Source organism: bacterium (assembly GCA_023145965.1).
Lineage (GTDB): Bacteria > UBP14 > UBA6098 > UBA6098 > UBA6098 > UBA6098.
Window position 1 is genome coordinate 24,735 of the sequence record JAGLDC010000033.1, and the last position, 10,270, is coordinate 35,004.

General features: G+C 42.9%; 8 protein-coding genes. 4 read left to right on the forward strand and 4 right to left on the reverse strand.

Annotated features, from left to right (window positions below):
* Positions 1 to 35: 35 nt before the first annotated feature.
* Genes KAH81_03535 through KAH81_03545 form a run of 3 tightly spaced genes read right to left on the reverse strand, consistent with a single transcriptional unit; the run spans position 36 to position 1,351 of the window.
* On the reverse strand, positions 36 to 302 hold the full coding sequence (locus KAH81_03535) for a lipocalin family protein (GenBank protein MCK5832723.1): 267 nt from the start codon (positions 300 to 302) through the stop codon (positions 36 to 38).
* Positions 303 to 428 carry a lipocalin family protein gene (locus tag KAH81_03540; protein ID MCK5832724.1) on the reverse strand — a complete coding sequence of 42 codons (126 nt, stop codon included), beginning with the start codon at positions 426 to 428 and terminating at the stop codon, positions 303 to 305.
* A gap of 56 nt (positions 429 to 484) precedes the next feature.
* Positions 485 to 1,351, reverse strand: a complete 867-nt coding sequence (locus KAH81_03545) for a cache domain-containing protein (GenBank protein ID MCK5832725.1) — start codon at positions 1,349 to 1,351, stop codon at positions 485 to 487.
* A 516-nt stretch (positions 1,352 to 1,867) separates the two neighbouring features.
* Between KAH81_03545 and KAH81_03550 the strand changes: the two genes are divergently transcribed.
* The 3 genes from KAH81_03550 (at position 1,868) to KAH81_03560 (ending at position 5,039) form a co-directional block, all read left to right on the forward strand.
* A complete protein-coding gene (locus KAH81_03550) occupies positions 1,868 to 3,076 on the forward strand; it encodes a serpin family protein (protein ID MCK5832726.1) in 1,209 nt (402 codons plus the stop codon).
* A gap of 131 nt (positions 3,077 to 3,207) precedes the next feature.
* On the forward strand, positions 3,208 to 4,122 hold the full coding sequence (locus KAH81_03555) for a DnaJ domain-containing protein (protein ID MCK5832727.1): 915 nt from the start codon (positions 3,208 to 3,210) through the stop codon (positions 4,120 to 4,122).
* On the forward strand, positions 4,119 to 5,039 hold the full coding sequence (locus tag KAH81_03560; GenBank protein MCK5832728.1) for a hypothetical protein: 921 nt from the start codon (positions 4,119 to 4,121) through the stop codon (positions 5,037 to 5,039). Before KAH81_03555 ends, KAH81_03560 begins: the two co-directional genes overlap by 4 nt.
* Here the strand turns inward: KAH81_03560 and KAH81_03565 are convergent, their stop codons facing one another.
* Complete coding sequence (locus KAH81_03565; GenBank protein ID MCK5832729.1) at positions 5,040 to 6,752, reverse strand: proline--tRNA ligase; 1,713 nt, start codon at positions 6,750 to 6,752, stop codon at positions 5,040 to 5,042. It abuts the gene before it with no gap.
* A gap of 373 nt (positions 6,753 to 7,125) precedes the next feature.
* On the opposite strand from KAH81_03565, the gene KAH81_03570 reads away from it, so the two are divergent.
* The gene (locus KAH81_03570; protein MCK5832730.1) at positions 7,126 to 10,059 is read left to right on the forward strand and encodes a T9SS type A sorting domain-containing protein; all 2,934 of its coding nucleotides are present in this window, start codon (positions 7,126 to 7,128) and stop codon (positions 10,057 to 10,059) included.
* Positions 10,060 to 10,270: the final 211 nt, after the last annotated feature.

Here is a 10,270-nt window from a genome sequence, read left to right on the forward strand (position 1 = left end):
AGATTATGAATTTTGCTCGTTCGTATCCAATTAACTCAAGATTTTTCATTATTGACTCGTAAATTTCTTTCTCCATTCTGGGTTCCCTGCACAGTATCCATATATTTCCGGGAAAGCCCACTGACAACCGTATAATTATAGTTCTCATCGAGATCTATAATCCAATAATGCGCCCAAAAAGGCCAGAAAAAGGTAACCTTGAGTTTGGCATTAGATTCCGATACTGATTTTGCTCGGCCTTTGGCATTATTAAGTTTTTCGCCACCTGCGAAATCCTTCCAGCATGTATTAAGGACGCGTATCTAGCCATTGCTCATGAGCTTATACTCGGCTGTTGCTGCCACACAATCATCTTTCTGAAATCTAATTGGATAGCGCGCTATTTCGTGCCATTTCCCTAGATAGCGCTGAATATCGACCTTTTCCACTGTCTCTAATTCACCCTTAGGTTCCTGCTTGCATGCGTTAAAACCTAATACCTATCCTATTTATCAGGGTAATATCCTGCACCGACGACATATACTATATCTCCAAAAGGTGCCTTTTTTAAAAATACTCGCTTGGTGTTTACCTTACCGTTGTTGGGACGTGGCCATTTATATTCATACCAAAGCTCATCTTGTTCAACTAAAAGTCCCAGCTCCTCTTTGACAAAAAGTTTGCCATCGGCATCCGTAAGGTCGATTATATTCTTCCCTTCCAAGCCAGGGTTCAATGGATTTAATATTTCATTGCCCTTCATATCTTTAATGAAGACATAGCTGTTCAGGAAAATAAACTCGCCATTTTGGTCGGATATTTCATCGAAGGCCTCAGGGCCGTTAGCTACAATCAGATCCACCGCCCTGATAACAATATCCTTAATAAAAGCCGGCTCACAGGGCATATCATATTTCCCGCTACCAACAAGATAAGCGTTGCCTTCAAGGGTTATAGCTTTTGCAATGTAGGTTGTTTTCCATGTTGGAATCTCATCGTTGGGTTTGGGCCATCTATAATGAACCCATCCGGCGCCAACATTGGCTCTCTCAATAAAAAGCTTACCAATGGGCCTCCCATCGACATCCTCGAGGTCTATCATATTCTGGCCCTCACCGGCAACATCTGGAGGATAGACATAGCGCATCCCATTGAGCCCCCATACAAAAATATAATCGTCGCCTTTAAACCACTCAGAATTTTCTTCTCTAAATCGAGTAAAAACCGAAGTTCCTTCGCTTTGAATTAATTGAACCGCTTTCTCGACAAACTTAACCAATTCTTTTGTTTGTTGATGTTCATATTCGACCTCGGTCGACAGAACAGATAAAACCATTAAGAGCGAAACAACGATACTGATGACCAAGCGCATTTCTTCCTCCTTAGTTCTAAACATATTGCATACAAACAATTTAGCCTTTTAAAGGATGCGTGCAAACACTTTTTTCCTTTGCATATATGTCGTTTAATAACCCTAAATTTGATTTTAGAAAGAATGAAACAAAAACTCTTTTAGATATTGACAAATTCTAGTTTATAAATATTATGACTTGATCTTCGATAACGTTCTTTTCGGTATTTGCCCTACTCCTAAACGCTTAATAGCGTTAACGCCGTTGGAAAATGCGGGATTAGTGAGTGCCGCTTTTTGGGGTTCATCGTTGTATTTCCCCTCCTTTCCCCAGCGATGGCCCCACTCCGACGGTTTAGGAGCTTTTTCCCTTCATTTTCTGCCCCTGGATCGAAGATTAAAATCTCACTTAAAAGCGCCGCTCTTGCGGCGCTTTTTATTTATTTGATTTTCTTTTAAATGTGCTATATAATATAAAATTAAAGCCTCGCTGTTAGTTATGAAATTTCGCTAATATCTTTATATGGATGGAGAAATATGTATAGAATCTCAAGCCTAATATTTGTTTTGGTTTTCGCTTTAATTTCAGTTTTGAATGCCGGGTCGAAATCGCCCGAAAAAACTGATGTCATAATAATTCCATCGCTCATCGAGGGCAATAATTTGTTCGCCTCCGAGATGTATAAGCAACTTGCAACCGAAGAAGGCAACATCTTTTTTTCGCCTTATAGCATCTCGTCGGCAATGGCAATGACCTATGGCGGCGCAAAGGGTAATACCGCAATCGAGATAACCTCAGCACTGAATTTTTACCTCGAAAACGACATACATCCTGCCTTCGGCAACCTCCAAAACCAGCTACAAACAACCGCTAAAACCTCCGGAATAAAACTCGATATAGCCAACGCCCTTTGCCTCACCGGCGGCGATGTTGAAAGTAGTTATAAATCTCTCCTTGAAAAATACTACTTTGCCGAGGTTTTCAAAGGCGACCTTAAAAAAATTAATTCTTGGGTTAAGGATAAAACCGAGGACAAAATCGAAAAAATCCTCGACAAGCTCGATGCTAACTCTGTGTGTGTAATTCTGAACGCAATTTATTTCAAAGGAACATGGAACAACTCATTTAAAAAAGAATATACATACGATTCAGAATTTTATACCTCTGATGAATCTAGCGTTCCGGTGAAACTTATGTATCAAAATGAGCAATTTAAGCTTGTCGATATGTCAAATTATCGTGCGCTGGAATTACCTTACAGCGAAAATGCTATGTCTATGGTCATCCTCCTACCCGAGGAGATCGGCGGTCTTACAAAACTCGAAAAAAAGCTCGATTTGAAAGAGTGCCTATCTAAATTGGATGCCGAGAAACCCAAGGATGTGAAGGTTTATATTCCAAAATTCAAACTCGAAACTTCCTACAGTCTTATTCCTGCTTTTCAACAGCTTGGCATGGTCGATGCGTTTAAACCAGATGTTGCGGATTTCAGCGGTATGGGTTGGCCCAAAGGCGATTTATGGATATCGCAGATTATGCATAAAGCCATTGTCGAAGTCAGCGAGGAGGGCACCGAAGCCGCTGCAGCTACTGCTGTTGAAATGGTTACAAAGGCGGTTTACCATGATACAACCCCCGTTTTCCGTGTTGATCATCCGATTATTTTCATTATTCGAGACAACCAAACCGGGAGTATCCTTTTCATAGGAAGGCTAGTCGAACCAAGCTATGAGGATAAAAAATAAGAAGCGAAGTGTATCATGTATTGAATTTTTGAGCCTTCGCTGGCATTAAACTTAAGAACACAACGGTTGTGCACCCGAAAACAACCCGGAAATCACAAAAATAATTGGTTTAACTAAATTGCATTAAAAATATGGACCCAAGTAAAAATTATTATACAATTTTATCTCTAAAAAAAGATGCCTCCGAAGCCGATATAAAAAAGGCCTTCCATCGTCTTGCAAAAGAGTTCCATCCTGACCTTAACCCCGACAAACCTGAAGCCGAGGCGCGCTTTAAAGAGATTAATGAGGCATATGACGTTCTTTCCGATTCAAAAAAGCGAGCTGAATATGACCAAATTCAAAAATACGGCGCTGGCTTTAACGCCCCTCCAGGGGCCGGTGGAAGACACCCTCGGAGTAATGGGACTGTTTTTGATGGTAACCTAGAAGACCTTTTCGGGGGAGCAAGAGGTAATCTAGGTGATATTTTCTCCCAATTTTTCAATATGGGCGGAGGCAAAAAAAGGCGTAATTATGCCCAAAAAGGACAAGATTTCAAGGCAAGCGTCAAAGTGCCGTTCAAGACAGCAGTTAATGGCGGAAAAAGCAGGGTGCAGTTCGGGATTCCGGGAAAGGGACAAAAAACTATCGAGATAAACATTCCCACCGGGATTAGAAACGGCGGCAAAATACGCCTTCGCGGATTAGGTGCGCCTGGAATCAACGGGGGAGCTGCGGGAGACCTTATTGTCATTGTGCAAGTTGCTACTGACTCCTTTTTCCGAAGAGAAGGCAACGATATTTACGCAGACATCACAATCGGTTTAAAAATAGCAATCGAAGGCGCAAAAATACTCGTGCGTGTGCCTAGTGGAGAAAAAGTAAAACTCACTATTCCCCCCGGAACCCAACCCGGCACAAAATTTCGTATCCCAGAGAGAGGTATCGTTTCAAAAGCAAAAAAAGGGGATTTCTTTATCGTTGTTAATGTCAAAATCCCAGAAAAACTCGATAATAAATCAAAAGAACTTTTTGAAAAATTTGTAAAAAAGGCCGGTTTATGAAATCGAATAATATTATCAAATTATTATTCTTATTAATTATTGCTTTTAATATCACATCGGCGAAAGTGATGGAGCCTATCGATTCGATGCGCGATGCAATTAAATTTATCTGGCTTCAACCTTCAGAGCCTTTCATGATGGGCGAGACCATGTTTTTTGAAGTTTATGCCGAGAACATCGCCACGGATAGCGCGGTGGTTTATGATCTCGATCCCGCATCGGTGCGCATGGACAGTATCGAACCCTTCGTTATGGTTCGAGCTTATGAACAACACCCATACGACACCCTTGCCCCCGGAGATACTGTTCATTATCGCTATATTCTCTCCGATGGCCCAAATTGGCTCTATGACCCATACCGCGAAATTCGCTCTTATGCCTCTGAGGTAGGTCTTTCATGCATTCCCTCCGGTGAATACCATTTAGTTTACCGCAAGAGGTGGAGCGAATCGGATTCCATCAGTTTTATAATAGTCGAACCACCGGAAACCGAACGAGCACTTGTGGACAGCCTGGCAGAGATGTATGTAGCATATCAGGTCGGGCGCAAGGAAGATGCTGTCGCCTTAGGATTTAAACTCGCGGAGATGTCCACGGGGTCACCATATACTGCTCGCGGTCTTATTTTTGCACGCGGAGTAGCATGGGAAATTAACGATTGCAAGAATGCCCTCACCCTCGATTCTATGTTCTGGGATTATTTTGGGGAACCTTCGGTTAGATATAGATTCCTGCCTCACCCCGGTATTTTGCGAGCAACTGCTGGGATTCTGGGCAAATGTGCAGGGAAAACTGAGCAATTAAATTATATCGACCGCCTCGCGAACCGTTTTGGGGACGCAAAGTTGAAAAAGGAACTAGATTATTATAGAAACGCATTTCAGGGCAAGGTCGAATGCCCGACATGCCCAAAATAACTAATCTATTAACTCTTCGAAAAGCCTCTCCCAAAGACTGATTATTTCGTTGATAGCGTCTTCGATGGAAACCTCGGCTGTTGTTTTCGTTCTTCGGTTAAATATTTCTATCATGCCATTCTTCACGCCTTTACCGACAGTCACTCTAATCGGTGCACCGATAAGATCGGCATCTTTGAATTTAACTCCAGCTCGAAGGTCTCTGTCGTCGAGTAGGACATCGATTCCTTCGTCGATAAGCTCTTCATAGATCGCTGTCGCGACCGTCATGATCTTTTCATCGGAGATATTCACCGGTGTAATAATTACTTCAAACGGCGCTATTGTTATCGGCCAAGAAATTCCATCTTTATCAGCATAAAGCTCTATCGCCGCAGCGAGAATTCGTCCAATACCAATACCGTAACTTCCCATCTGAATTGGCTTTGCATTGCCTTCTTCGTCGAGGAATGTCGCTCCCATGGGTTTGGAGTATTTAGTGCCAAGTTTAAATATATGGCCTATTTCAATGGTTCTGATAAGCTTGAGAGCTTTACCGCAATTCTTGCAGAGATCGCCTTCGGCCACCATGCGTAAATCGGTTTTGCGGAATTGGTTGATATCGGCTAATTTATAACCAACAAGATGGTAATCGACCTCGTTGGCACCAGTTGCAAATGGCATATCATCATCGAGCGCTGAATCTACGAGAATATCTATTTTTGATTGAAAATTTATAGGCCCTAAAAAGCCGATAGGTAAACCGGCAATCTTGAGAACTTCTTCTGCTTCTGCCGGACGAATAACCTCTCCAGCTGCTATTTGGAGTTTTTCCTCAGAAAGCTCATGATCGCCGCGAAGACATGCCATTACTTGTCTCCCCGATTGCGTAATATAGATGAGTGACTTAACGAGCTGCCCTTTCGGCAATTCTAAAAATTCTGATACCTGTTCGATAGTTTTTTGATTTAGCGTATGAATTTTTGCTTTCTCCAAAGGCTTCCAATTCACTACAGATGGCACCGATTCAGCAACTTCGAGGTTCTGAGCGAAGCCGCATTCGCAGGTTGCTATGATATCTTCACCGGAATCCGATGGTACCATAAATTCCTCCGAACCTGTCCCACCCATCAGACCACTTGATGCTCCCACGACGAAGTATTTAATTCCGCAACGTTTGAATATCCGCCGGTATGCTTTATTATGTAGCTGATAAGCTTCGTCCAACTGGGCTTCATCTGAGCAAAGCGTATATGAGTCTTTCATCAAGAATTCGCGGACACGAAGTATCCCTGAACGCGGGCGCGGTTCGTCGCGGAACTTATTCTGTATTTGATACCATATCTGTGGTAGTTCTTTATAGCTTCGTATCTCCCCACGCACGAGATCTGTAATGATTTCCTCGTGTGTGGGAGCAAGAACGAAACTTGTGCCACGGCGGTCTTTGAAGTGATACATTATCTCACCCATGTCGGTGTCTCTACCGGTTTCCGCCCAAAGCTCGACAGGGGTAGTCGATGGCATGAATATTTCTTGCCCGCCTATCTCATCCATTTCCTCGCGTATTATATCCATCACGCGGGTCATCGAGCGCCACCCAAGTGGCAGATAGGTGTATATACCCGCCGAAAGTTGGCGTATAAGCCCAGCGCGAAGCATAAGGATATGCGATTTTACCTGCGCATCGGCAGGGGTTTCTTTAAGAGTCGGGATAAAGGCCTTTGACCAGAGCATAATTCTTTCCTAACGTGGCGTTAATTTTGAGGCAAAGATATAGAAAAAAGTTGGTTTTTGCAAGAGGTTCGTTAAAGAAGAATTACCGCTTCGATAAGGGCCGGCACGCTCCGTGCGTGTGGCACATTTTGCTATTATTTCGATTTTCTTTTTTGCACGGACTCCCAAATTTTCCCTACCACATCCCTCGCGCCAACCCACTTTTTATAAGGTTTATAATTTTATCATTTGGTTATAAACACATTTTATTTATAAATAACCCAAATTTTCATGAACAATACTTAGGATTTAATCAGCGATATACGATCTTGCTAAAAACCTGTATATAATTATATTGAAAATACTGCATTTACACATAATAAAGGAGGCTCGCGTGAGGTTTTTCCGAGTTTTATTTGCTATTGTTTTATTTACTACTATTATATCGGCAGTTGGAGGCCCGGACGATTATGGTTATTATTGGGTTGACGATCTCGACAGCACTGGATTGTTCGATTGGATAGAACCTGACACGACCAATGTGATTGTTTTTCCGGGAACCGATGATGAATACTCTACGGCACCATTGCCTTTCCCTGTAAAATTCTATGGAATTACCTACACAGTCGAGGTTTATGTATCGACCAATTGTGCACTGGGTTTTGATGATCGTTCCATCGACGCGTATAGTAATCAGCCTATACCAACCGGCTCGATGCCTAATTCTGCTCTTTTCCCTTATTGGGATGATATGAGTATGATCGATTCCATATCTCATGCTTATTATCAAACCGAGGATACAGCACCAAATCGTAAATTTATTGTTACATGGTCGAATTGGTTTTTTCTTGGGGAATATGGCGACCCAGAGGATCCTTTGACATTTCAGGTTATTATATACGAGAATGCCACGGGCAGAGATAACGAAATAAAATTCCAATATTTCGATCCATATGGTGGCGAAATTTTCGATGCTAATGGAGTCGGTGCGACAATTGGCATAGAGTCTGAGGATGGAATCGATGGCCTTGAATATTCTTACAATGTGGCCTCTCTCGACTCGGGTCGCGCGATTCTTTTCAATAAACCCTTTTTCATGGGTCACGATTGCGCTCTCAATTCAATAATTTCACCATCCGGTTCTCATGTTATCGGCGATAGTATTGAAGTTGCTGCTGTTGTTTCAAACCGTGGGACATTAGATGAGTCATCTGTGCCCGTCACCATGGTCATTGTCGATTCCACAAGCGACACGGTCTATAATGAAACAGCGATTACCGCATTGACTGTTGGCGAGATGGATACAATTGAATTCATTGATTGGATGCCTACAGAAGGTGGCGAATTCAATGTATATTGTGAAGTATCTGTCGCCAGCGACTCTATTACTATAAATGATTCCCGTTCGACAAGCACAACGGTATGGTCACATATAAGTTCTGGTGGTCCAGATTCAGCCGGTTACAGATGGTTTGATTCTTTTGATCCCTCCGGGCCGATCTATGTTGCCCCGCCATTCGATTCAGCTATTGATGTTCCCGAGCTTTTTGGCGATGACGAATACACTCAAATTGAACTTCCATTCACCTTTAATTTTTACGGAGAAGACTTCGATAGCATATGGGTATCGACCAACGGTTGGGCAGCATTTGGAGCTGACCCATTAAGCGCTTATTATTCAAACGATTCTATTCCAGATGTCGGTGGTCCCGATGGTGGAATGCTCGCGATTTTTTGGGATGACTGCGATGTCGATACTGCTTTTGATGCTACTGCTTCGATTAAAACCTACGATACCGGGGCTTCGTTCTGGATAATTTGGTATAATATATATTGCCCTTATACCTTCTCAGACCCGACTGGCCAGGTAACCTTTGGAATCCATCTTTTCTCTAATGGGATAATCGAATATCATTATCTCGATATGCATACACCTGAAGCGCCTCTTCATGATTATGGTGGCCAGGCAACGGTGGGCATGGAGAATCCAGGCGAAACCGATGGATTACTTTATGAATATAATGGTTTTCCACCAGGGAATCCGTTATTCGACAATTTCGCTATAAGGTTTCTTCCGCCATCTGCCGGACCGGATACAGTTGGTCCTTCAATCGCTCATGCGGGTGTTACAGAAAACTACTCCGAACCGCCGGATTTTTGTCTTCATCTTACTGCACAAATATCCGATTATAATGCTGTTGCGGCTGGTTCTCTTTATATCGAAGGCGGAATTGCTTTAGCCCCGGAATCGGTAACCGGTTCAAATTATAGTTTTTCCTTATGCGGGGTTTATCCCGGAGACACTGTTTGGTATCATTTCACAGCCTGCGATACTCTAGGCAATTGCAGTGAAAGTATGGAGTATTATACTATTATTCAAAATCCACATAATGGTGGCCCCGATATGATCGACTATAAATTCGTCGATAGTTGGGCGACATGGGACACGATGGCACCGGCATACAATTGGTTCGAGATTAATCCCGATTCAGGTGGCCCGGGAATGCATCTAGATATAAGCACCGAAATAGTTTCCGATCCAATAATCGTTGGAGGAGCATTTCCATTTTACGCCGATGTAGCTAATAGTTTCGTTATCTGCAAGAATGGTTGGATTTCCACCGACACAACCGCAAGCGCAGGAGACCCTTACCCCGAGGACCCCTTCCCGGACCCAGCATCACCTAACGCAATAATAGCACCTCTTTGGACATATCTTGTGTATGGCTCAAACGGCTCTATCTCTTATTTCGAAGATCATTCTGCACAATTATTCTATGTTCAATGGGAAATGTTCGATTCAACGGGAACAGATGAGCTTTTGCAATTCCAAACAGTTATAGACCTGAGTGGCGATGGCTCTTGGATTATTTTCTATTACAAAAATGTCGATGGGTATAATCGCGATTTTTCAGCGGCAATAATCGAAGACCAATACGGCGTAGATGGGCTTTCGTATTTTTACATGGACGACCCCTCTGGTTCATATGTTCCAAAGAACAGCACAGCTGTTCTTTTTTACAACCCAACTCTATATGGTATAGATGAAAAACCCGAGCTCCCGGAAGAATTATCGATATCCGCCTATCCTAACCCGTTTAATAATGCGGTATCAATCGATGTTAGAGGCGCGGAGGCAAGCTCGAGACTCGACATATTTGACATTTCAGGTCGTGTGGTTAATTCTTTCGATCTTGAGGGAGGAAAAAACAGAATCATCTGGCAGGGCGACAACCAAACAGGGGAAGGCCTTTCTTCGGGCATTTACTTTGCGCGTTTAATATCGGGCGAGAAGATACTTAAAGAAAGACTGTTGCTACTTAAATAACAAAGAATATAGGAATTTCTTGTGGGGCGATATAGTAAGTATATGAGTGCTATATCGCCTTCACTCTTTGGAACTTCCCAAAAAAATCCCCCCCCTTCCAACAACGCCCCATTTTAGCGGGAGGGTCTCAGACCCTCCCCTACGGAATTACACATTATTTCAGGTATATTATTCTCTTGACCGATTTTTCGCCGCTGTCGAACCTCGCTCG

Coding starts and splice junctions, on each gene's coding strand:
- KAH81_03550 (MCK5832726.1), top strand. CDS start 1,868: ATGTATAGAATCTCAAGCCTAATATTTGTTTTGGTTTTCGCTTTAATT.
- KAH81_03565 (MCK5832729.1), bottom strand. CDS start 6,752: ATGCTCTGGTCAAAGGCCTTTATCCCGACTCTTAAAGAAACCCCTGCC.
- KAH81_03555 (MCK5832727.1), top strand. CDS start 3,208: ATGGACCCAAGTAAAAATTATTATACAATTTTATCTCTAAAAAAAGAT.
- KAH81_03560 (MCK5832728.1), top strand. CDS start 4,119: ATGAAATCGAATAATATTATCAAATTATTATTCTTATTAATTATTGCT.
- KAH81_03545 (MCK5832725.1), bottom strand. CDS start 1,351: ATGCGCTTGGTCATCAGTATCGTTGTTTCGCTCTTAATGGTTTTATCT.